This is a genomic window from Sagittula salina (genome assembly GCF_017813235.1).
Taxonomy (GTDB): domain Bacteria; phylum Pseudomonadota; class Alphaproteobacteria; order Rhodobacterales; family Rhodobacteraceae; genus Sagittula; species Sagittula salina.
This window is the reverse complement of the sequence record NZ_JAGISH010000007.1, coordinates 146,034-166,705: the sequence shown is the minus strand read 5'-3', so window position 1 is coordinate 166,705 and position 20,672 is coordinate 146,034. Positions and strand designations below refer to the sequence as shown.

23 protein-coding genes are annotated in these 20,672 nt (G+C 68.1%); 11 read left to right on the top strand and 12 right to left on the bottom strand.

Features of this window, described 5'->3' with window-relative positions:
• The first annotated feature begins 13 nt into the window (after positions 1–13).
• From J5474_RS13700 to J5474_RS13680, 5 genes are read left to right on the top strand one after another with little or no spacing between them, the layout of a single operon-like run.
• A complete protein-coding gene (locus tag J5474_RS13700) occupies positions 14–904 on the top strand; it encodes an ABC transporter permease (RefSeq protein ID WP_209361596.1) in 891 nt (296 codons plus the stop codon).
• Positions 891–1,937: an ABC transporter ATP-binding protein gene (locus tag J5474_RS13695; RefSeq protein ID WP_209361478.1), complete on the top strand. Its 1,047-nt coding sequence runs from the start codon at positions 891–893 to the stop codon at positions 1,935–1,937. Before J5474_RS13700 ends, J5474_RS13695 begins: the two co-directional genes overlap by 14 nt.
• On the top strand, positions 1,934–2,911 hold the full coding sequence (locus J5474_RS13690) for an ABC transporter ATP-binding protein (protein WP_209361477.1): 978 nt from the start codon (positions 1,934–1,936) through the stop codon (positions 2,909–2,911). Before J5474_RS13695 ends, J5474_RS13690 begins: the two co-directional genes overlap by 4 nt.
• 7 nt (positions 2,912–2,918) lie before the next feature.
• A complete protein-coding gene (locus J5474_RS13685) occupies positions 2,919–4,094 on the top strand; it encodes an amidase (protein WP_209361476.1) in 1,176 nt (391 codons plus the stop codon).
• A complete protein-coding gene (locus J5474_RS13680) occupies positions 4,091–4,555 on the top strand; it encodes a RidA family protein (protein WP_209361475.1) in 465 nt (154 codons plus the stop codon). The genes J5474_RS13685 and J5474_RS13680 overlap by 4 nt, the downstream gene beginning before the upstream one ends.
• Here the strand turns inward: J5474_RS13680 and J5474_RS13675 are convergent.
• Positions 4,552–5,469, bottom strand: coding sequence for an N-carbamoyl-D-amino-acid hydrolase (locus J5474_RS13675; protein WP_209361474.1), 918 nt, complete (start codon positions 5,467–5,469; stop codon positions 4,552–4,554). The two genes, J5474_RS13680 and J5474_RS13675, sit on opposite strands and share 4 nt — an antisense overlap.
• A 176-nt stretch (positions 5,470–5,645) precedes the next feature.
• Positions 5,646–6,398 carry a hydratase gene (locus J5474_RS13670; protein ID WP_209361473.1) on the bottom strand — a complete coding sequence of 251 codons (753 nt, stop codon included), beginning with the start codon at positions 6,396–6,398 and terminating at the stop codon, positions 5,646–5,648.
• Between the two features lie 305 nt (positions 6,399–6,703).
• On the opposite strand from J5474_RS13670, the gene J5474_RS13665 reads away from it, so the two are divergent.
• The 5 genes from J5474_RS13665 (at position 6,704) to J5474_RS13645 (ending at position 11,839) form a co-directional block, all read left to right on the top strand.
• A complete protein-coding gene (locus tag J5474_RS13665; protein WP_342454039.1) occupies positions 6,704–8,875 on the top strand; it encodes a malate synthase G in 2,172 nt (723 codons plus the stop codon).
• A gap of 170 nt (positions 8,876–9,045) precedes the next feature.
• Complete coding sequence (gene cueR / locus J5474_RS13660; protein ID WP_209361472.1) at positions 9,046–9,441, top strand: Cu(I)-responsive transcriptional regulator; 396 nt, start codon at positions 9,046–9,048, stop codon at positions 9,439–9,441.
• Between the two features lie 5 nt (positions 9,442–9,446).
• Complete coding sequence (locus tag J5474_RS13655) at positions 9,447–9,914, top strand: hypothetical protein (RefSeq protein WP_209361471.1); 468 nt, start codon at positions 9,447–9,449, stop codon at positions 9,912–9,914.
• 82 nt (positions 9,915–9,996) lie between these two features.
• Positions 9,997–10,434 carry a c-type cytochrome gene (locus J5474_RS13650; RefSeq protein WP_209361470.1) on the top strand — a complete coding sequence of 146 codons (438 nt, stop codon included), beginning with the start codon at positions 9,997–9,999 and terminating at the stop codon, positions 10,432–10,434.
• A gap of 1 nt (position 10,435) precedes the next feature.
• Positions 10,436–11,839: a multicopper oxidase family protein gene (locus J5474_RS13645; protein ID WP_209361469.1), complete on the top strand. Its 1,404-nt coding sequence runs from the start codon at positions 10,436–10,438 to the stop codon at positions 11,837–11,839.
• A gap of 44 nt (positions 11,840–11,883) precedes the next feature.
• Here J5474_RS13645 and J5474_RS13640 read toward each other — a convergent pair whose 3' ends face one another.
• From J5474_RS13640 to J5474_RS13595, 10 genes are all read right to left on the bottom strand, one after another.
• The gene (locus J5474_RS13640) at positions 11,884–12,183 is read right to left on the bottom strand and encodes an SHOCT domain-containing protein (protein WP_209361468.1); all 300 of its coding nucleotides are present in this window, start codon (positions 12,181–12,183) and stop codon (positions 11,884–11,886) included.
• A 134-nt stretch (positions 12,184–12,317) separates the two neighbouring features.
• The gene (locus J5474_RS13635) at positions 12,318–12,710 is read right to left on the bottom strand and encodes a CBS domain-containing protein (protein WP_209361467.1); all 393 of its coding nucleotides are present in this window, start codon (positions 12,708–12,710) and stop codon (positions 12,318–12,320) included.
• The gene (locus J5474_RS13630) at positions 12,707–12,886 is read right to left on the bottom strand and encodes a hypothetical protein (protein ID WP_209361611.1); all 180 of its coding nucleotides are present in this window, start codon (positions 12,884–12,886) and stop codon (positions 12,707–12,709) included. The genes J5474_RS13635 and J5474_RS13630 overlap by 4 nt, the downstream gene beginning before the upstream one ends.
• 11 nt (positions 12,887–12,897) lie before the next feature.
• Positions 12,898–13,875, bottom strand: coding sequence for an FAD:protein FMN transferase (locus J5474_RS13625; protein ID WP_209361466.1), 978 nt, complete (start codon positions 13,873–13,875; stop codon positions 12,898–12,900).
• 10 nt (positions 13,876–13,885) lie between these two features.
• Positions 13,886–15,109 (bottom strand): NADH:ubiquinone reductase (Na(+)-transporting) subunit F, encoded by a 1,224-nt coding sequence (gene nqrF, locus J5474_RS13620; protein WP_209361465.1) that lies wholly within the window; start codon positions 15,107–15,109, stop codon positions 13,886–13,888.
• Complete coding sequence (gene nqrE, locus J5474_RS13615) at positions 15,106–15,720, bottom strand: NADH:ubiquinone reductase (Na(+)-transporting) subunit E (RefSeq protein WP_209361464.1); 615 nt, start codon at positions 15,718–15,720, stop codon at positions 15,106–15,108. Before nqrE ends, nqrF begins: the two co-directional genes overlap by 4 nt.
• Positions 15,717–16,379, bottom strand: a complete 663-nt coding sequence (locus tag J5474_RS13610) for an NADH:ubiquinone reductase (Na(+)-transporting) subunit D (RefSeq protein WP_209361463.1) — start codon at positions 16,377–16,379, stop codon at positions 15,717–15,719. Before J5474_RS13610 ends, nqrE begins: the two co-directional genes overlap by 4 nt.
• 3 nt (positions 16,380–16,382) lie before the next feature.
• Complete coding sequence (locus J5474_RS13605; RefSeq protein ID WP_209361462.1) at positions 16,383–17,204, bottom strand: Na+-translocating NADH-quinone reductase subunit C; 822 nt, start codon at positions 17,202–17,204, stop codon at positions 16,383–16,385.
• The gene (locus tag J5474_RS13600; RefSeq protein WP_209361461.1) at positions 17,191–17,967 is read right to left on the bottom strand and encodes an RnfABCDGE type electron transport complex subunit D; all 777 of its coding nucleotides are present in this window, start codon (positions 17,965–17,967) and stop codon (positions 17,191–17,193) included. Before J5474_RS13600 ends, J5474_RS13605 begins: the two co-directional genes overlap by 14 nt.
• Positions 17,964–19,253, bottom strand: coding sequence for a Na(+)-translocating NADH-quinone reductase subunit A (locus J5474_RS13595; protein ID WP_209361460.1), 1,290 nt, complete (start codon positions 19,251–19,253; stop codon positions 17,964–17,966). Before J5474_RS13595 ends, J5474_RS13600 begins: the two co-directional genes overlap by 4 nt.
• Before the next feature lie 170 nt (positions 19,254–19,423).
• On the opposite strand from J5474_RS13595, the gene J5474_RS13590 reads away from it, so the two are divergent.
• Entirely contained in the window at positions 19,424–20,644 is a 1,221-nt protein-coding gene (locus tag J5474_RS13590; RefSeq protein WP_245216452.1) for a cytochrome c3 family protein, read from the top strand.
• Positions 20,645–20,672 lie beyond the last annotated feature (28 nt).

The following is a 20,672-nucleotide window of genomic DNA, read 5'->3' as shown; positions in this document are numbered from 1 at the left end:
CCCCGTGGCCCTCATGGAAACCACACCCGATACGCTGTCCGCCGAGCCCGTGCCCGCCGCAAAGCCGCAAGGCTACTGGGCAGGCGTCGCCGCCCGGCTGGTGCGCGACCCGCTGACCATGCTCTGCGCCGGGATGATCCTCGCGCTCATACTCGCCGCCATCTTTGCCCCGTGGCTGGGGCTGGCCGATCCCTACAAGGGGTCGATGATCGCCCGCCTGAAACCCCTGGGCACCGAGGGACACCCCCTCGGCACCGATGAACAGGGCCGCGACATGCTGGCCCGGTTGATCTACGGCGGCAGGCTGACGCTTTTCATCGGGTTGATGCCGGTGGTCACGGCCTTCTTCCTCGGCTCCGCTCTCGGCATCGTCGCGGGTTACGTCGGCGGCCTGACCAACACCGTCATCATGCGGACCGTCGACGTATTCTTTGCCTTCCCGTCGGTGCTGCTGGCCATCGCCATTTCCGGCGCGCTGGGGGCGGGAATCGTCAACAGCCTCGTATCGCTCACGATCGTCTTCATCCCGCCGATCACCCGCGTGGCCGAGGCAGTCACCTCCGGGGTGCGCGCGCTCGATTACATCGACGCCGCCCGCGCCACTGGCGCAAGCGCCTGGACCGTGATCCGCGTGCACGTCATCGGCAACGTGCTTTCTCCGATCTTCGTCTATGCCACATCTCTGACGAGCGTGTGCATGATCCTCGCCGCCGGTCTGAGCTTTCTCGGTATCGGCGTGCGTCCGCCCGAACCCGAATGGGGCCTGATGCTGAACACGCTGCGCTCCGCCATCTACGTCAACCCGTGGCTGTCAGCCCTGCCTGGCGTGATGATCTTTGTCACCTCGCTGTGCCTGAACCTGCTGTCCGACGGCCTGAGGAGTGCCATGAATGTCCGCGATTGATTATGCCCCCTCCCCCGACACCGGCGGCCCCGCCCAGCCGCTGCTGATCGTGCGCGATCTGCAGAAATACTTCCCCGTGCGCGGCGGCATCCTCGGCCGGGCGCAGGGCCGGGTGCAGGCCGTCGATGGCGTCAACTTCGAGGTAAAAAAGGGGGAGACCCTCGGCATCGTCGGGGAAAGCGGCTGTGGCAAGTCCACCACGGCAAAGCTGCTGATCGGCCTGACAGAGAAGGACCGGGGCGAGATCATCTTTGATGGCAAGGCTCTGGGCCGGGAACTGCCGCTGAAGGACCTGCGACGCGGTGTCCAGATGGTGTTTCAGGACAGCTACGCCACGCTGAACCCGCGCCTGACGATCCTCGACTCCGTGGCCTTCGGTGCACGGGTACAGGGACTGCCCAATCCCGAAAGCCTTGCCCGGTCGATGATGGACCGCGTTGGCCTTGACCCGGACCGCTTTGCCCATCGCTACCCGCACGAACTGTCGGGAGGCCAGCGCCAGCGGGTGAACATCGCCCGCGCGCTGGCCATGTCGCCGCGCCTCGTGGTGCTGGACGAGGCCGTGTCGGCACTGGACAAATCCGTGGAAGCACAGGTTCTGAACCTGCTGAGCGACCTGCGCGAGGAATTCGGCCTCACCTACATTTTCATCTCCCACGACTTGAACGTGGTGCGCTATATTTCTGACCGCATCCTCGTGATGTACCTCGGAGAGGTGGTGGAGGTCGCCCCCGTCGATGCCATCTGGGAACGCCAGGCGCATCCTTACACGCGGTCGCTGTTCTCCGCGATGCCGTCGATGGACCCCGACAACCGCACGGAGGAACCGCCGCTGGCGGGCGACCCGCCAAATCCGATCAACCCGCCCGCAGGCTGCCGTTTCCATACCCGCTGCCGCCATGCCTCCGGGGTCTGCAAGACCACCGTTCCGACGCTCGCGGGCCTGCCCCTGAACGCCGCGCACAGGGTTGCCTGCCACCTGCATGACGCCACCTCCGGCCATCCCGAGGCGGGTCAGGGGGTGCCGGCATGACCGACCTTCTGGATATCCGGAACCTGAGCATCCGCTTCAAGGGCAAGCGTACGGTGCACGCGATCAACGATGTCTCGCTCTCGATGAAGCAGGGAGAGACGCTCGCGCTGCTGGGCGAAAGCGGTTCCGGGAAGTCGGTGACGCTGAAGGCGCTGCTAGGTCTGCTGCCGCCGAAACGCACAGAGATCAAAGGGGCGGTTCACGTCAACGGGACGGACGTCCTGTCGCTGTCGGGCAAGGCACTGCAACGCTATCGGGGCGGCGAGGTGTCGATGGTCTTTCAGGAACCGGCTCTGGCGCTCGATCCGGTTTACACCGTCGGCCACCAGATCGCGGAGGCGGTGATGCGCCACAAGGGCCTGTCAAAGGCCGACGCCATGTCGATCGCGCTCGACATGCTGGACCGGGTGCGCATCCCCTCCGCCAACCGGCGTCTGCACAACTACCCGCACGAGCTGTCAGGCGGTATGCGCCAACGGGTGATGATCGCGCTTGCGCTGGCTTGCCGGCCCCGGCTTCTGCTCGCGGATGAACCGACAACCGCGCTCGATGCCACGGTGCAGGTCCAGATCCTTCTGCTTCTGCGCGAATTGCAGAAGGAATTCGGCATGGGCGTGATCTTTGTCACCCACGACATCGGCGTGGCGGTGGAGATCTCCGAACGGGTCGCGGTGATGTACGCGGGCCAGATTGTCGAAGAAGGCACCACGCGCGAAATCATCCGCGACGGACGCCACCCCTACACCCAAGGACTGCTGGCCGCCAACCTGCACGACGTCGCGCGTGGCGAGCGCCTGACCGCGATCCCCGGCGCGCCGCCCGCGCTGGAGACGCGGCCCGAGGCCTGCTCCTTCGCCCCGCGATGCCCATACGCCGTAGCGGCCTGCCGCGCGGACCTGCCGCCCGTGATCTGCCCCTCGGAGCGCCGGCGCGTCGCCTGCCTGCGCGCCGAAGCCCCCATGGCCGCCGAATGAGACCGACATGCTTTTGACCGAAGACCCCTACCGCTGCTTCATGCCCTATCCGCCCTCTCCAGTGGCGAACGGCTCCGGTCCACTCGAGGGGCTGACCCTGGGTGTAAAGGACATCTACGACGTCGCAGGCTACCGCACCGGATCGGGCTGTCCCATCGCGCTGGCCATGTCGGCCGTAAAAACCGTGAACGCCCCCGCCGTGCAGGCGCTTCTGGACGCGGGCGCGCGCTTTGTCGGCAAGACGCATACGGATGAATTGGCGTGGTCCATGTACGGCATGAATGCGCACTTCGGCACGCCCGTGAACCCCGCCGCCCCCGACCGCATTCCCGGCGGCTCCTCCTCAGGGTCGGCGGTGGCGGTGGCAGGGGGCCTCTGCGACATCGCCCTCGGCACCGATACGGGCGGGTCCGTGCGGGCACCAGCCGGATTTTGTGGTGTCTGGGGGATCAGGCCCACGCATGGGCGTATATCGCTCGGCGGCGTGCAGCCGCTGGCGGGCAGCTACGACACCGCCGGGATCTTTGCCCGCGACGGCGCGACCCTGCTGCGCGCCATGACCGTACTGCTGACCGACGACCTGCCATTGGCCACGCCGCGTTATCTGGAACCTCTGGAGATGTGGGGCATCCCAGGCGCCGAGCAGCGTGCCCTTCTGGAGCGCACCTTTGCCCCGCTCCACGCGGCCCCGCTGGAGGGGCTGTACCCCGGCGGCGCGGACGCGGTCTACCGGACCTTCCTGACCACCATGGGCGCGGATGCACGGCGCGACGTTGTCCCCTTCATCCGCGCTTCGGGCATGCCGCTGGTGCGCGGCATCGACGGCCGCGCGGCGGCGGCGGAGGCCCTGACCGAACCCGAGATCGCCACAGCCCGCACGGCCCGTGCGGCATTCCGCGCGCATATGGAATCGCTCCTGGGCGAGGACGGCGTGCTGCTCGCCCCTGTCACCCACGCGCCGCCCTTCCGGCTGGACGCGCCGGTGGCGGTCTTCGACGCGTACCGACACGACGCGATGCGGTTGCTGTGCGTAGCGGGTTTGGCAGGGCTGCCGCAGGTGGTGCTGCCCGCCGGGTTTGTCGACGGGGCGCCCTGTGGCGTTTCTCTCATCGGTCCGCCCGGCTCCGACCTGGGGCTGATCCGCCACGCCATCGCCTTGGCGAACAGGCCGGTACCCGCGTGACCTGCCCGATCGAGACGCGGCTGAGCGACATGGGCCTGGGCCTGCCGCCCTCCGCGCCTTCCCGTGCGCTTTTCCTGCCGGGCAAGATCAGCGGCAAGCTGCTGTTCCTGTCGGGCCAGATCTGTGAATGGGACGGCGTGCCGCGGCACGTCGGCCCGGTCAGCGAAGGCTTCGACCCGAAAGAAGGACAGGCCGCCGCCCGTCTCTGCGCGCTGAACCTGCTGTTCTGCATCCGACAGCTGACCGGATCGCTGGACTGCGTGGCCGAGGTGATCCGCCTGGGCGGTTTCGTCGCCGCCCCGCCGGGCTATGGCGACGGTCCGCTGATCGTCAACGGTGCCTCGCAGCTGTTCATCGACCTCTATGGCGAACGTGGCCGCCACGCCCGCACGGCCGTCAATGTCGCCTCCTTGCCTGCCAACGCGTTGGTGGAGGTCGATGCCGTGATGGAACTCCGCTAGCCCTTCGGGGCACAAATCGGGCCATAGTCCTCCGGCTCCCGATGCGCGGCAAAGTCGAAGATGTTCGCCCGGATCTCCGCGCACCGGTCAAGGTCGACGCATGAGGTGATGACCTCGTCCGTCACCGTGGACGTGCGCGCCACGACCTCCCCGGTGGGGGCCACGATGCAGCTGCCACCGATCAGGTCGCAACCTTCCTCGTGTCCCGCCTTGGCCGCCGCCACAACCCAAAGCCCGTTCTGATAGGCCCCCGCCATCAACGACAGTTCGTTGTGGAAATGCTGCAGATGATCGTGCTCCGGCGCGGGCGGGTAATGCTGCGGCGTGTTGTAGCCCAGCATGACCATCTCCGCACCGCCGAGACCCAGCAGCCGCCATGTCTCCGGCCATCGGCGGTCGTTGCAGATGCACATTCCCAGCCTTCCGCCCGCGCCGGCGAAGACCGGGAACCCCAGATCGCCCTTCTCGAAATAGCGCTTTTCAAGATGCTGGAATGGGCGCCAGTCCTCTCGTTCGCGGTGGCCGGGAAGGTGGATCTTGCGGTACTTTGCCAGGATCAGGCCGCGCTCCACGTAGATCGCGGTGTTGAAATGACGCCCCTCCGGCGTCTTCTCCGCGTAGCCCAGGTGGAACCCCATCTCCAACCGCCGTGACAGGTCAAAAAGCGGCTGCACCTCCCGGTTCGGCATGGTGGTTTCGAACCAGCGTTCGAGTGCCGCGCCCTCCAGCGGCCAGCGCGGAAAGAAGCTGGTCAGCGCCAGTTCCGGAAAGACCACCACCCGTGCGCCACGCTCGTATGCCTCCTGCATCATCGCGCAGAGCCGCGCCACGGCGCTGGACCGCGGCTCGTCGCGGGCAATGGGGCCCAACTGGGCGCAGGCGGCGGGAAAACAGCGGTCAGTGGTCACAGTCATGTTGGGCCTGTCACAAGGGTTTGCCCGCAGATCAGCACGGACGACCGGCGTTGACAGGGGCAAACGCGCGATCTCGGGCCGCCGGGGGGCAGAATTCTCGATCGCCGCCGCTTTGGCGGGCATCCCGGGCGCTGTTACGGTCCGGCGATGCCCCTGTCCGCCAGATGGCGGCTGCGTCAGGCGCGCGTGATCCGGCAGGCGATGGGGTCAAAGCCCTCGATCAGCCCGACCACGTCCGTCCCCGGCGGGAACCATTCGCAGCCGGAGACCGAGCCGGTGATGACAACCTGCCCTTTGCGCAGTCCGCCGCAGTGATCGCCCACATGGTCGAGAAACAACCGCAGGTTTTCCAGCGCGGACCCACCCGGCACCGACACCGAGCCATCGATCACCTGCGTGTCGCCGCAGCGCAGGCTGGCATCGAAGGTGGTGAAATCGCGCCCGTCCCAGCCGTCCAGCGCCGCGCCCAGTACGAGGCCCGCGTTCAACTGCATGTCGGCCAGCTTCACCAGAGGATCGTGTCCATCGCCCGGCAGCCGCCGGTCCACCAGTTCCAGCACGATCCGGGGGCGAAAGAAGTCCTGTGGCGCAGAGCGCATCTCGGGCGCGGGCGGGCGCATCAGTTCGAACCCCATCTCCAACTCGATCCCAAGCGGGTCGCGGGCGGGAACCTCGGCACCGGAGACAAACACCTGCCGCAGCGGAATAGGCGCGATAACCGGTTCACCGGGGAAAAGCGGCCCGACCTTGAATCCTCCGACCGAACCAAGATGCGCCATCACGCGGGTCTGGATCTCCAGCGCCTCGGCGTAGGTCGGCACGCCCTGCGGCGCAGAGTAGGAGGAGTGCGGAAAGTCTTTCGAGGGATCGTCTTTCGCGGCGTCATGAGCGCGGATCAGCGCCTCCGCGAAACGGTCGGTCAGTGTCACGGGTTACTCCTGTTCGGGAACGCCGCCAATGGCAGCCGCGCGATCCTGCGCCAGCCGCCGCGCGCGGGCAAGGCCCGGCATCACTGGTGACCGCCACCGTCCCGATTCTTCCCGCAATCCGTGCAAAGCGCCGTAGCCGACAAAAGCCCGTGGCATTCGGTCGCGGCTTGCCCTAAACACGCAGCCGGAGGAGCGCCGGGGAGCCTGCAACAGGGATCGCTGTCTGAACGCCAGACACGACCAGCCCGCGACGGGTGGTCGGTCGACCGGCGCGCTTGTCGTTGCGAAACGCCGGAGATTGAAACGTGCCCGATACCACCCCCGCTACACCCTTTGACAACACCCGCACCACGCGCGCCGATATGCAGGTCAGCGCGGGCCTTGCCACGTTCATCGAAACGGAGGTGCTGCCGGGCACAGGCGTTTCGGCGGATGCGCTCTGGTCCGGACTTTCGACGCTGGTGCATGACTTCGGACCGAAGAACCGCGCCCTGCTGGAACGCCGCGACGCGCTCCAGGCCACCATCGACGACTGGCACCGCACCCACCGCAACGCGCCGCACGACCGCGAGGCCTACAAGGCATTCCTCGAGGAGATCGGCTACATCGTCCCCGAGGGCGAAGATTTCTCCATCGAGACGGCCAATGTCGATCCCGAGATCGCCAGCATCCCCGGTCCGCAGCTGGTGGTGCCGGTGACAAACGCGCGCTTTGCGCTGAACGCGGCCAATGCCCGCTGGGGCAGCTTCTACGACGCGCTTTACGGCACCGACGCCATGGGGCCGCAGCCCACGCGCGGTTTTGACGATGGCCGGGCGGCGCGGGTGGTGTCGCGGGTGGCGGTCTTCCTCGATACGGTGTTTCCGCTGGAAGCCTCCAGCCATGCCACAGCACGGCGCTACCGCGTGACGGACGGCAAGCTTGAGGTGGACGGGGCCGGGCTGCGCAATCCGGGAGCCTTTGTCGGCTACCGCGGGCGGGCGGACGTGCCTGACGCGATCCTCTTGCGCAACAACGGGCTGCACGTGGAACTGGTTTTCGACGGCAACCACCCGATCGGGCGCGTTTCTGCCTCCGGGCTGGCCGACGTGATGCTGGAATCCGCCGTCTCCGCCATCATCGACTGCGAGGATTCGGTCGCCTGCGTGGACGCCGAAGACAAGGTGCAGGCCTACCGGAACTGGCTGGGCCTGATGAAGGGCGACCTGTCAGAGACCTTCGACAAGGGTGGCCGCCGGATGACCCGCCGCCTGAACCCCGACCGCGACTACGCCGGACCGGGCGGCGCGCGCCTGTCACTGAAGGGACGCGCGCTGCTTCTGGTGCGCAATGTCGGCCATCTGATGACCAACCCCGCGATCCTCGACCGCGACGGAAACGAGGTCTTCGAGGGGCTGATGGACGCGATGTTCACCGCGCTCATCGCGCTGCACGACCTGAAGAAGACCGAAGGCCTGCGGAACTCCGTCAAGGGGTCCGTTTATGTCGTCAAACCGAAGATGCACGGCCCCGAAGAGGTTGCCTTCTCCGACGCGATCTTCAGCCACGTCGAACAGGTTCTCGGCCTGCCGCAGTATACGGTGAAGCTCGGCATCATGGATGAGGAGCGCCGGACCTCCGTGAACCTGAAGGAATGCATCCGCGCGGCGAAGCACCGGGTGTGCTTCATCAACACCGGTTTCCTCGATCGCACGGGCGACGAAATCCACACCTCGATGGAGGCGGGACCGTTCTCCCGCAAGGACTTCATCAAGCGCAAGTCGTGGATCACCGCCTACGAGAACCAGAACGTGGATATCGGTCTGGAATGCGGCCTGTCGGGGCGCGCGCAGATCGGCAAGGGCATGTGGGCGCAGCCCGATTCCATGGCCGCCATGCTGGAGCAGAAGATCGAACATCCCCGCGCGGGCGCGACCTGCGCATGGGTGCCCTCCCCCACGGCAGCGACGCTGCACGCCACGCATTACCACCGCGTCGATGTTCTGGCGGTGCAGGCAAAGCTCGCCAAGGGTGGCCGCCGCGCCTACGTGGATGCGCTGCTGGACATCCCGCTCGCCGCCTACCGCAAGTGGACGAAGGCACAGATCCGCCGCGAGGTAGAGAACAACGCGCAGGGCATCCTTGGCTATGTGGTGCGCTGGATCGATCAGGGCGTGGGCTGTTCGAAGGTGCCCGACATCAATGACATCGGCCTGATGGAGGACCGCGCCACCTGCCGGATCAGCGCGCAGCATATTGCCAACTGGCTGCACCACGGTGTGATTTCGCGGCAGGAAGTGTCGGAGATCATGCAAGGCATGGCCGAGGTGGTCGACCGCCAGAACAAGGCCGATCCGGCCTATCGTCCCATGGCACCCGACTTTGACGGCATTGCCTACAAGGCGGCCTGCGATCTGGTCTTCGAAGGCGCACGCCAGCCCTCCGGTTATACCGAACCGGTCCTGCACGCCCGCCGTCTGGAACTGAAGGCGCTCTGACGCGTCCCCGGCCGTCCGCATCGCGGACGGCCCCTGATCCTTAGCCAGCCAGTCCGCATCGCGGATGGCTCCCGATCCTGGTCCCGTCCTCGTGGCGGACGGGCCTCACGTCCATGTGACTTTACCCTCCCCCTGCTGGAGGCTTTAGCTGAAGCCCGCAGGAGGCCCCAATGAACATCGGAGACGCAGCGAAGGCGACCGGACTGACGGTCAAGACGATCCGCTATTACGAGGACATCGGCCTCGTTCAGGCGGCGCGGGCCGCGAACGGTTACCGCGACTTCGGGCAGCGGCAGCTGGAGCAGCTGAACATGCTGGCCCAGGCCCGTCATTTGGGCTTTGGCCTGGAGGAATGCCGCCGCCTGCTGGAACTCGACGCCGACCCCGACCGCGCCAGCCGCGATGTGCGCGCACTGGCGGTCCACAACCTCGAAACCGTACGCGAAAAGATCCGCCAGTTGCAGGTTCTGGAAACGCAGTTGCAGGACTTGGTCGGCAAGTGCCATGGCGATGATGCGCCGGATTGCGCCATCCTCGACGGGCTGTCGGCCCGCGCGGCGGAATAGTCGCCGTGGGACGTTTCGCCACGATGGCCTCCCTGAGGCGGCTTCTGGCCGGTATCGTGCTGGCCGTGGCGCTGTCCCTGCCCGCCCTGCCGCAAACGAGCACGACCGGAACCTCCCCTCTTGTCGAATCGCCCCAGGCCGCAGTCGCACAGGCCGCAGTCGCACAGGCCGAAGTCGCACAGGCCCAAGTCGCACAGGCCGCAGTCTCACAGGCCGCAGTCGCACAGGCCGGGGCTCCGCAGACCGGGGCGATGACGCACCAGTGCGACGCCTGCCCCGAAAACCACCACCTCCCCGGCGGGAGTGCGGCGGAAATCCCCGACTGTCCCCACGCCTCCGCCACCGTGGCCTTGCTGCCGCAGGAGGTTTCGCTGCGGGACCTTACACCGCACCGCATGGTGCTGGCCCTGCCCGCATCAACTCCGGCCCGCCACCACGACCCCGACCGGGACCTGCCCCCGCCGCGCGCCTGATGCCGCGCAACCTCTGCGGCCGGAAGGCTCTGGAGTCATCGGAACAGGCCGGGTCCGCCCCGGCGCATCTCGGGACATCACCATGACAAAACTCGCCCTCGCCGGTGTGGCCGCCCTTGCGCTCGCCACCGGCGTCTATTTCACCACCGCGCACTCCGAAACGGCCCCCACGGCACAGGACGCGGGGCCTGCCGAGGGCACGGCGCTCGTCGCCGTCACGCTCCCGGACAGCCTGTCCGCACAGGCCCGAGCGGGCAAACAGGCCTTCGACGCGGTCTGCGCCGCTTGCCACGGTCAGAACGCTGCCGGGAAACAGGGCTTTGGTCCGCCGCTCGTCCACCCGATCTACGAACCTTCGCACCACGGCGACGGCGCCTTTTTCGTGGCGGCGGAACGCGGCGTGCGGGCGCATCACTGGCGCTTTGGCAACATGCCCCCGCAGAAGGGGCTGACACGGGCCGATGTGACGGGCATCGTGGCTTACGTCCGCGAACTGCAACGCGCCAACGGGATCGACTGAAATGATGGCAGACACTCTGACAAGGCGCCGCTTCTGCTCCGGCCTGGCCGGACTGACGGGACTCGCGGCGGGCGGCTTTTCCCGCCCCGCCTTTGCCGCACCCGCGACGCTCACCGCACAGAAGGCCCGTGTGCAACTCGCGCCCGAAGGCTACCCCGCCACCGATGTCTGGTCCTACGACGGCAGCCTCCCCGGCCCGATGATCCGCGCGCCGCAGGGCACGCGGCTGGAACGGCGGTTGCTCAACAGTCTCGACGTCCCGACCTCCGTGCACTGGCACGGCATCCGCATCGACAATGCCATGGACGGCGTCGCGGGCCTGACGCAGAAGGCGGTGCCGCCCGGTGAGGGCTTCGACTACGCCTTCGACCTGCCTGACGCCGGCACCTACTGGTATCACGCGCACACCAATTCGATGGAGCAGGTGGCGCGCGGCCTCTCCGGCCCGTTGATCGTCGACGAAGCGCAGGCCCCCGATATCGACCGTGACGAAGTGCTCATGCTCGGCGACTGGCTTCTGGACCCCGACACCGGGCGCTTTGCCGAACCCTTCGACCACCCCATGAGTCTGAGTCACGGCGGGAGGACCGGGAACCTCGTCGGCGTCAACGGGCGCTTTGACCATGGCCTGACAGCGCGGCAGAACGACCGCCTGCGCCTGCGGCTGATCAATTCCGCCACGGCGCGGATCTTTGTCCTGCGGTTGCAGGGCATGACCGGCTGGACCGTGGCGCTGGACGGAATGCCGCTGGCGACGCCCGAGCCGCTTGGCGCGGAGCTGATCCTCGCCCCCGCCCAGCGCATCGACCTGATCGTGGACATCACCGCGGAAGAAGGCACCCCCGCGGCGCTGGCCATGGCGATGCAGGACGACAGCTGGCGGGCACTGGTGGAGGTCGCCGTTACGGGCCGCGCCGCGACCACGCCGCGCCCCGCGCCACCTGCCCTGCCGCCCAACCCGGCCATGGCCCCGCCCGACCTGTCACAGGCCCGCGCGCTGGACATGGTAATGGAAGGTGGCGCCATGGCGGGGATGGAAGGCGCGACCTATCAGGGCGAACGCCTCGATTTCCGCGCCCTGATCGAGCGCGGCCAGTTCTGGGCGCTCTCCGGGCAGGCGGGGATGCCCGAGTCCCCCTTTGCCCGCCTGTCGCGGGGCGAACCCGTGCGAATGCGGCTGGAGAACCGCACCGCCTTTGCCCATGCCATGCACCTGCACGGGATGCACTTCCGCGAGGTTCGCGCCGACGGCAGTTTCGGCCCGATGCGGGACACGATCCTGTCGATCCCGGACGAACCGCTCGAGATCGCGTTTACCGCCGACAACCCCGGCAAATGGCTGTTCCACTGCCACATGCTGGCGCACGCGGCCTCTGGCATGACCACCTGGATCGAGGTCGCCTGACACCGTGCGATCGCGGCGCCACGGATCCGGGGCGCCGCACCAGTTTAACCGTTCAGCAGTTTCTTGCGGGCGGCGTAGTCCTCGGCGTCGATCTCGCCCCGGGCGAAACGCATGTCGAGTTCGGCCAGCGCGTCACGCGACTTTGGCCGCGCTCCGCCCTCCGTACCACGCACCAGCCAGATCACGCCGGCCACCACCAGCCCCAGCACGATCAGCCACAGCACCGGCCCGAACATCATGCCGACGCCATAGCCGTATCCATCCATCATGTAGCCGTAACGTTCGCCCGGTTCGGCGAGTGCGGGCGCCGCGAAAATCATCAGCGGAATTGCGAAACGTGTCATGGTAGACTCCCTGTACCATCCTTTTGCGCCACCAGCCTGCCGCGATCCCTACGCACGGTCCTTGATCCACCTCAGCCCGTTGCCCCGAACGGGCCTGCCCAAAATCACGCCTGCGTGATCATACCGGCATTCCATCACCCCATGCGCACCAGCAGCGCCAGTACGTCCGAACGGTGTACCAACCCTTCCACCCGCTCTCCCTGCAAGACCGGGAACACCCGGTGCGGATGGTCAAGGAACATTTCGGCCACGCGGATCACCTCTTCGTCAATATCGACGCAGACCACCTCGGAGGACATCTGATCCCCCACGGTCGAAGTCCATTCCCGGTAGTAGCTGGCATTCAGCGCCGGGCCGAAGCAGTCTTTCTGGCTGAGGATACCCAGCAGCTCGCCGTCCTCGGTCACCACCGGCGCGGCGGCGGACTTCGTTTCCACCAGAATGGCCACCGCGCGACGGATGGGCATGTCGGGGGACAGGCGCGGGACATCCTCGCGCATGATTTCGCGGATGCGGTATTCGGTCATGGCCGCATTTCCCGTCGGGCGGCGCGGCGCAGCGGGCAATCGGCGCAACGCCCCACCGCGATGCCCTCGGCCGCGCCGCAACTGGTGCGCACGGGGTCACGCCCGAACAGCAACCCCAGCCCCAGCCCGGCCGCCGCGAGGGTAACAAGAAGAATGGCAAGGAGAATTTCCATCATGTGCGCCCCAGTCAGATCAGCATTTCCGCCATAGCCCCCGTTGCGAGCCGGCGCAGGCCTCCGGCTTCTGCAAAGAGAAACAGCGCCGAAATCCCCAGCGATCGTGCCAGCACAGGGCCCGCCTCGTCGCCCGCCGCCAGCAGCGCCGTAGCCCAGCCGTCGGCGGTAATGGCCTTTTCCGCCGCCACCGTCACAGACCGCAGCGCGCCACCCGCCGGGGCCCGTGCGCGGGGGTCGATGACGTGGCTATAAAGCCGCCCTTGCAGCGTGTAACCCTGCAACGCCGTGCCGGAGGTCGCCAAGGCCATGCCGTCATCCAGACGCAGTGCGGCGGGGGGCGGCGCGCCGGGGATCGGAGAGTCCACCGCCACGCGCCACGCCCGCCCCGCCGGATGGTGGCCGCGGACCACGAACTCCCCGCCCAGATCGAAAAGCAGGCTCTCTACGCCCGCCTCCCGTGCCAGCGCGGCGGCCCGGTCCAGCGCCCAGCCCTTGGCAATGCCGCACAGGTCCAGCGTCAGGTCGTCGCGCGCCTTGGTCAGACCATCGGGGCCTGCCGCCACGCCGCGCCAGTCCGGCCCGCCCCCCTGCGTGATCGGGCCAAAGCCCCAGCGCGCCACCAGCGGTCCGACGGTCGGGTCAAAGGCGCCGTTGCTCAGGCGCGCGATCTCCAGCGCGGCACCGCCGACGTGGGTCAGCGCGGGGTCCGTGGCGGCCCTGCCTGCCGGATCCGCGTTGAAACGGCTGAGTACGCTGTCGCCGCGCCACGGCGAAAGCTGCGCGTCGATCCCGGCAAAGAGTTCCTCCAAACCGGTGCGGAGCCGCCGCAGATCCGCCCCCTCGGGCGCGGTGATCCGCCAGCCGGTGCCAAAGGCGTGGCCCGTCAGCGTCTCCACCGGGCCAGCCAGTGCCGCGCGCGGCAACGCAACGGCCCCGGCAAACAATCCGAGAGCGGCGCGGCGCGAAGGTCCATGGCTCCGTTTCCTCATCCCAGCCTCCTCAGGCTCCGAAGTCGTCATAAAAGACCTGCTCGGGCGGGACGCCCAGCCGATCAAGGGTGGAAAGCACCGCCGAAATCATTACCGGCGGCCCGCACAGGTAGTATTCGCATTCCTCGGGTGCGGCGTGCGCCGCCATCTCGCGATACAGCGTATCATGAACAAAGCCCGTCGCCCCCAGCCAACGGTCGCCCGGCGCGGGGTCGGACAGCGCCGGCGTCCAGGAAAAGTTCGGATGCTGGCGGCCCAGCGCCTCGAATTCCTCGGCGTAGAACAGGTCCGCCGCCGAACGCGCGCCGTAGAAGTAGCGGATGTGGCGGGAAGTCCCGCGCGCCAGTTGCTGGTGGATCATCGCACGCAGCGGTGCCATGCCGACACCGCCGCCGACAAAAACCATCGTGCGCGCGGTCGGCTGCACGTGGAAGTCCCCGAACGGACCGGAAAGGTCCACGGCGTCGCCCGGCTTCAGCGAGAACAACCATGAGGAAACAAGCCCCGGTGGCACGCTGTCCTCGCGCCCGGCGGGTGGCACGGCGAGGCGGATGTTGAACACCGCGCGACCGGCGTCCTCGGGGCGGGACGCCAGCGAATAGGCGCGCGTCACCTCCCTGTCGGAGCTGACGCGCAAGGCCCGCCAGCCCGCGATGTCCCATGCGTCGGCAAAGGCGGGCGAAATTTCCAGCGTAGTGAAATCCAGCGTGTAAGGAGGCGCGGTGATCTGCATGAAATCCCCGGCAAGGAAATCGGTGGGATGGTCCTCGGGCAGGTTCACGACAATTTCGCGGATCAGCGGCGCCAGCATCCGGGTCGACCGCACGCGGCAGGTGATGGCGCCCCCCGCGCCGAGGAAATCCTCCGGCACCGTTACCGCGCAATCGCCCCTGAGCCTTGTCTGGCAGGCCAGCCGCAGGTGCGCGCGGCGTTCGCGGGCGGACAGCATCCCCCGTTCCGTCGCCTGCGGTTCCCCGGCACCGGCGCCGGTCACAGTGACGCGGCACAGCCCGCAGGTTCCCGTCCCGCCGCAGGCCGCCGGGATGGCGATGCCCGCGCCGTGCAGCACGCTCAGAAGCTGTTCGCCCCGGCGGGCGGTCAGCCGCATGATACCGTTGACCACCACCGCCAGCCCTGTGTCGGGCACCAGCCGCCGCCGCAATCCGATCAGACCGGCACTCATGCCGACGACAAGGACCACGATCACGGCGGTTGCCAGCACGATCTCCGTCATTGGGTCGCTGCCATCTGCGCGAAGGCGGCAAAGCCCAGCGACATGAGCCCGGTCAGCACAAATGCCATGCCCAACCCGCGCAGGCCGGCCGGCAGGTCGGCATAGGCCAGCCTGCCCCGGATGGCGGCCAGCATCGCGACCGCGATGGCAAAGCCGGTCCCGCTGCCCAGCCCGAAGACCGCCGACTGCGCCAGGGTATAGCTGCGCTCGACCATGAAAAGGCTTCCCGCCAGGATCGCGCATTGGACCGTAAGGAGCGGCAGGAACACCCCAAAGGCGGCGTGGATCGCCGGGGCGAACCGGTCAAGCAGCATCTCCAGGACCTGCACCGACGCCGCGATCACTCCGATAAAGGCAATGAGCGCGAGGTACGACAGATCGACGCCGGGCATTCCGGCCCAGCCCCAAGCGCCGGGGGCCAGTAGCCCGCGATAGATCAGGTGGTTAAGCGGCACGGTGACCCCCATCACGCCGATCATCGCCACCCCGAGGCCGATGGCCGCCTCCGGCCGCTTCGACAGCGCAAGGAAGGTGCACAGCCCGAGAAACAGCGTCAGCGGCATGTTGTCCACGAAGACCGAGATCAGAAAGAGGGACCACAGATCGCTCATCGCTCCACCTCTGCGCGGGGCGGGGGCGCGTGCTGCGGGGCTTCGGCCTGTTCGGGCAGCAGGCTGCGCACGGCCCAGACCATGAGACCCAGGAGGAAGAAGGCCGAGGGCGCCAGCAGCATCAGGCTGAGCGGCGTGAACCAGCCGCCTTCGCTTGCCAGCGGCAGCACCGTCTGCCCCAGCAGGGCGCCCTTCCCGAAAAACTCGCGCAGCGCGCCGATGACGCACAGCACCAGCGAATAGCCCAGCCCGTTGCCCAGCGCGTCGATCATCGCACGCGGCGGCGGGTTGTGGCGGGCAAAGGCTTCGGTCCGGCCCAGAACGAGGCAGTTCGTGGTGATCAGCCCGACGTAGACCGACAGCGCGCGGCTCAGTTCCGCGAACCAAGCCTGCAGCACCTGATCGATGACGATCACCAGCGACGCGATGATGACGATCTGGACGATCAGTCGAATGGTTTCCGGGATATGGCGGCGGATCAGGCTGATCACGCCCGCCGCCAGCGTCAGCACCACGGTCAGCGCCACCGACATGGTCAGCGCCGTCGCCAGCGTCGTCGTCACCGCCAGAGCCGAGCAGATGCCGAGGATCTGAAGCATCACCGGATTCTGATGCACCAGCGGCGCCGTCAGTGTCGACCAGGCGGGACTGCGGACCATGGCTCAGAATTCCCCCCGCGCCATGGCATCCAGCAGCGGCCCGTAGCCCTCCGGCCCCAGCCAGAAACGCACCATTCGTGTGACGCCGCGCCCGGTTCGGGTGGCTCCGGTGATGCCGTCGACTTCGTAATCCCCGGCCGCCGGTCCGCTGGCGACGCGAAAACGGACAGCGCCCGCCGGATCGCGCAGCGCGGTCCCCGCGAAACCGGCCTGCCACGCGGCTTCGTCGATGCGGCCACCCAGGCCCGGCGTCTCTGAATGGCGGGTGACGGCGATGCCCGCAACGGTGTTGAGGTCGGCCTCCAGAGCGAGGATGGCGTCGATCCGCCCGCCGTAGCCCTGGCCGCTCAGCGGCAGCAGCGCCAGAGAGACCCGCCCGACCTCGTCCCGAAGCAGGTATATCTGCACGAAATCCGGGCGCTGGCCCAGCCCGGCGATGTCCTGTTCAGGCTCCAGCACAGTCCAGTTGCCGGGATCGGCCAGCGCGGTTTCCAGAGCGGCGGGCGGCACGGCATCCGCGGCGCGACCGCTGGCAAGGTCGATCACCACCGTCGACAGCGTGCCGCCAGACTGCTCCAGCAACCCCGCCATGCCGGGAATGCCGCGTACCAATGCCGCGATGCGGGCCTGTTCCTCGGCGGCCCGGTTCGCCGCCTGGATCGGGCGCAGCATCACGGTGGCGCCGCTGACCAGCGCCGCGCATATGGCAGAAACGAGAAAGGCGACGATCACCGTCTTGGCGCGGCTTTCGTTGGGCAGCGCCAGAAGACGCCGCCACGGATTCCGCGTACCGGGCGTGCCATCGGACGGGTTACGATTGTCCATGACGTCTCCTTCGGCGTGCGACCCAGAGTGCCAGCGCCGCCTCGTCCAGCAGGGGGGCTGCCAGCGAAGCGAGCAGCGCCGCCGCCACAGCCATCTGCACCGGGGCCGCCCCGTCCCAGCCGCTGTGGAACAGAACCAGCAGCGCGGCATAGAGCCCGCCGTTGACCCAGCGCGCCGGCGTTGTCGCGGCAGAGGTGACGGGGTCGGCCACCAGCAGCACCAGCACCACGCCCCCGGCCAGCAGCACCGGCTCTGGCAGCGCCCCGGTCAGGGCCGCGCCCCCGCCGACGACCAGCGCGCCGCCGATCACGCCCACGGGCATCACGCCGGTGACGCAGCCGATCAACGCCGCCGGGATCGCCGCCCAACCCACCGGCGCATCGAACCCCGGCCATGCGAAGGCAGGAAAACCGAAGCCGAGGAAGGCCAGCGTCACGGTCGCCGGATGCACCACGTTGCGGCCCCAGCCGCCGAACACCAGCTCGCCCATCACCACACCGAAGGTGATGCCCAGAGACAGCCGCAGCACGCCCAGATCCTGCGGCGCGAGCATGGCGATGGCCAGCGCCGTCACCAGCGCGGCCAGCGATGGCGCTTGCGCCCGTGCCAGCATGAACACCAGCTGCCAGCCCCCGATTACCACCAGCGCCAGCACGAGCCGGGACAGTGCCCCGCCGTACCAGACCCACATCAGCGCCAGCGGCCCATGCGCGGCAAGCAGCAGCAGGGCCACGGTTTCCCGCGTCCAGAGGCCTTTGGTCATGCTGCCGTCTCCCTCTGGACACGGTCGAGGATGCGGCGCAGCTGCGCCATGACCTGGCCACCTTCGCCCAGCACGTAATCCGCGAGGGCAACGTCCTCCTCCAGCAGCGACAAGAGGCCCAGCCGGAGCGCCGTTTCCTCGTCGCCCGCCCCGAGCGCACGAACAAACACCGCCGCCGGGAGCGCCGCCCCGAAGGCCTGCGTCAGCGCCGCCGTTGGGATGACGGGCGTGCCGCGCGGCGCGTGGCCCAAGGCATCCGCCAGCCAGTGCGCCGGCGGACGGCGCGGAACCTCAGGCAGGACGGTGATCTGCCGGTCGCGCGGACCCAGCCACGATACCCGCCGGCCGTCGAGCGGCGAACCGGACAGCAGCACATGCCCCCCCGGCGCCACGATACGACGGGTCAGCTGGCGCAGATCGGCACCCGGATGGGTGCGCAGGCTACGCCCTTCGCGCAGACCCGCGCCACCGATCCGGACCAGTCGCGACATCTCCAGAACACCCTTTTTGAGCAATGCACCGAGCGCCGCGGCATCTTCTGCGTGCATATCCCAGACCGGCGCCTCTGGTGCGGCGGGGCAAAGCTGGTGAATGCAGATCCCGCTTGCGCCCTGCGGATGCAGAGCGCCCCGTATCACCGGACGCAGGCGCGGCATCACCCCGGTGGGCAGGAGTTCCTCGGCACCTTCGGGGAGGCACAGGACCACCGGGCCATCAGTCAACCGCCCCAACGCGGCCAGTCCGCGGCCAAGATCCTCTTCGCGCCCAGCCAGCGCCCGGCGCGGGTCCGGCGCTCCGGGACGGGTGTCGGTTGCCATGACGACGATCGCGGCAGGGACCTCCTCTGCCGCAGGCATGCCGCCGAAGGGCCTGCGCCGCAGCAGGGGCCAGACCCCCGAGGCCTGCATCAGCCGGCGTAGGTCCGTCGCATCGTCCGCAGCCGCCGCTGTGTCATGCCGCACCGCGCCCGCGTCCCCGTCCTGTTCCCGGTAGATCACGATCTCAGACAGTTTGCGCCCCGGATGCAGACGCACATGGGCGGCAGTTCCGGTGATCGGGGACACGAGACTGATCCCGGGCGCGTGGCGCAGGCTGGCGACCGCCTGCCCGCGCAGCACCCGGTCGCCCGGTGCCACCAGCGGGGTGATCGGAAGCGCGGACCCTTCGGGCGCCTGGACAGCCGCCTCCTCGGTGGTGACGAATTCCATCTCGGCGCGCTCCGTCGGGCACTCCGGTGGGGTGCCGAACCGTGGCGCCAGCCCTGCTCCCCTCGTGAAAAATCCCATCTGTCCCGTTCCCCTGCGACGCGCCCGGCGCCGGAACGCCCTGAATTTGCAGGCTAGCAGCCGCGTTCAGTGGCAGAAATGATCCAAATCAAGGTCATCTTCAGCGCATCAGGCGACGCTCCGGGGAAGCGCATTCCCGAAACTGCCAGCCGTTACGACAGGAGCCCGCCATGTCCAAATCGCCATTGCCCAAGCCCCCCCTGCCCCATCCCGCCTTGCCGAGCCGCCTCCGGATCCTCGCGTCATTCATCGCCGGCCTCGGACTTGCCCTGACACTGGCCACCATGGCGCCCGCCCAGACGGCATCAGACCCCACCGGAACGGAGGACAAGGCCGTCATTCCCTTTGCCCTGCCGCAATCCGGCCCCTTTGAGCCCGCCGACATCAAGATCGAGAACGATCAGGCGATCACCGAATGGTTCCGGTCGGCACACGCGCGTTCCGCGGATGAGGCGTTCCGGCACTGGGACGAAGACGGCGAGATCGACGCCCGCTGCGCCAGTTGCCATTCCGGCGAAGGCTTTCGCGACTTCCACGGGCTTGACGGAACCGAAGCCGGGGTGGTGGAGGGCCAAATCCACACCGGCGGCGTCGTGGACTGCGGCACCTGCCACAACGCCGGGCTGGCCGACATCCGAGAGGTCACCTTTCCCAGCGGGCTGGTACACCCGGTGCAAGGGGTCGAGGCGTCGTGCCTGACCTGCCATCAGGGCCGCACAGCCGGCCGGGACGTGACGCAGGCCATCGCAGGCCTGCCGATGGACGAACCCGACGCCGCGCTGCGTTTCATCAATCCGCATTACGCCACCGCCGCCGCCACCTGGCTGGGCGGTTACGGCGGCGCGGGGTATCACTACGAAGGCCGCGACTACGCGGGCCGGTTCTTCCACGCTCGCCCCGTGGCCAGCTGCAATTCCTGCCACGATCCGCATTCGCTGGAGGTCGCGTTCGAGCCGTGCCAGACATGCCACCTCGCCGACAGCCCCGAAGCCATCCGCATAGCCCGTCAAAGCCATGACGGCAGCGGCGACACCACCGTGGGCATCCGGTCTGACATCAGGGGCAACGCCGACACGCTGATGAAGCTGATCGAGGCCTATACCGACGAGGTTGCGGGCGTGCCGGTGATCTACGACGGATCGCGCTACCCCTACTTCTTTGCCGATGCCAACCGCGACGGCGCGGTGGACATGGCGGACGGAAACCCCGTGGCCTATGCCTCGTGGACGCCGCGCAGCCTGCGGGCGGCCTTCAACTGGAAGCTGGTGACCGCCGATCCCGGCAATTACGCCCATAACCCGGTCTACTCGCTGGAGTTGCTCTACGACGCGATCGAGGATCTGGGCGAGCCGCTGGGCGTCGACGTGGACGACCTCGATCTGCTGCGCTGAGACGGCGCCGGATTACCCTTGGATAATC

Bases quoted from the DNA above. Each gene is read 5' to 3' on its own strand.
- J5474_RS13700 (WP_209361596.1), top strand. From the start codon at position 14: ATGGAAACCACACCCGATACGCTGTCCGCCGAGCCCGTGCCCGCCGCA.
- J5474_RS13695 (WP_209361478.1), top strand. From the start codon at position 891: ATGTCCGCGATTGATTATGCCCCCTCCCCCGACACCGGCGGCCCCGCC.
- J5474_RS13690 (WP_209361477.1), top strand. From the start codon at position 1,934: ATGACCGACCTTCTGGATATCCGGAACCTGAGCATCCGCTTCAAGGGC.
- J5474_RS13685 (WP_209361476.1), top strand. From the start codon at position 2,919: ATGCTTTTGACCGAAGACCCCTACCGCTGCTTCATGCCCTATCCGCCC.
- J5474_RS13675 (WP_209361474.1), bottom strand. From the start codon at position 5,469: ATGACTGTGACCACTGACCGCTGTTTTCCCGCCGCCTGCGCCCAGTTG.
- cueR (WP_209361472.1), top strand. From the start codon at position 9,046: ATGAACATCGGAGACGCAGCGAAGGCGACCGGACTGACGGTCAAGACG.
- J5474_RS13650 (WP_209361470.1), top strand. From the start codon at position 9,997: ATGACAAAACTCGCCCTCGCCGGTGTGGCCGCCCTTGCGCTCGCCACC.
- J5474_RS13645 (WP_209361469.1), top strand. From the start codon at position 10,436: ATGATGGCAGACACTCTGACAAGGCGCCGCTTCTGCTCCGGCCTGGCC.
- J5474_RS13640 (WP_209361468.1), bottom strand. From the start codon at position 12,183: ATGACACGTTTCGCAATTCCGCTGATGATTTTCGCGGCGCCCGCACTC.
- J5474_RS13635 (WP_209361467.1), bottom strand. From the start codon at position 12,710: ATGACCGAATACCGCATCCGCGAAATCATGCGCGAGGATGTCCCGCGC.
- J5474_RS13630 (WP_209361611.1), bottom strand. From the start codon at position 12,886: ATGATGGAAATTCTCCTTGCCATTCTTCTTGTTACCCTCGCGGCGGCC.
- J5474_RS13625 (WP_209361466.1), bottom strand. From the start codon at position 13,875: ATGAGGAAACGGAGCCATGGACCTTCGCGCCGCGCCGCTCTCGGATTG.
- nqrF (WP_209361465.1), bottom strand. From the start codon at position 15,109: ATGACGGAGATCGTGCTGGCAACCGCCGTGATCGTGGTCCTTGTCGTC.
- nqrE (WP_209361464.1), bottom strand. From the start codon at position 15,720: ATGAGCGATCTGTGGTCCCTCTTTCTGATCTCGGTCTTCGTGGACAAC.
- J5474_RS13610 (WP_209361463.1), bottom strand. From the start codon at position 16,379: ATGGTCCGCAGTCCCGCCTGGTCGACACTGACGGCGCCGCTGGTGCAT.
- J5474_RS13605 (WP_209361462.1), bottom strand. From the start codon at position 17,204: ATGGACAATCGTAACCCGTCCGATGGCACGCCCGGTACGCGGAATCCG.
- J5474_RS13600 (WP_209361461.1), bottom strand. From the start codon at position 17,967: ATGACCAAAGGCCTCTGGACGCGGGAAACCGTGGCCCTGCTGCTGCTT.
- J5474_RS13595 (WP_209361460.1), bottom strand. From the start codon at position 19,253: ATGGGATTTTTCACGAGGGGAGCAGGGCTGGCGCCACGGTTCGGCACC.
- J5474_RS13590 (WP_245216452.1), top strand. From the start codon at position 19,424: ATGTCCAAATCGCCATTGCCCAAGCCCCCCCTGCCCCATCCCGCCTTG.